Source organism: Ochrobactrum sp. SFR4 (genome assembly GCF_019730395.1).
Lineage (GTDB): Bacteria > Pseudomonadota > Alphaproteobacteria > Rhizobiales > Rhizobiaceae > Pseudochrobactrum.
Window position 1 is genome coordinate 1 of the sequence record NZ_JAAPBB010000915.1, and the last position, 262, is coordinate 262.

General features: G+C 49.2%; 1 protein-coding gene. It reads left to right on the plus strand.

Annotation, left to right across the window (positions count from 1 at the left end; all coding sequences use genetic code 11):
• Positions 1–262: tellurite resistance TerB family protein (locus tag HBA93_RS21765; protein WP_221724635.1), on the plus strand; the 262-nt coding region annotated here is incomplete at both ends.

A 262-nucleotide genomic window follows, 5' to 3' on the forward strand; every position in this document is an offset into this window, starting at 1 on the left:
TTCAGCTGCGGATACGCGGATGACAGATGCAGAATTGTCTTCCATTGGCAATCTGGTACGCCGTTTGCCGGTTTTTACCGGTTTTGATGTGGATACTGTGCCGGAAATTGCAGAACGTTGCTATGAGCTGCTGACCAAAGATGATGGTTTGGATCGCATTCTGGATATTGCACATCAGGCATTACCGGAAAAACTCTATGAAACAGCCTATGCGCTTGCGGTTGAAGTGGCGGCAGCCGATCTGCATGTTGAGCAGGAAGAG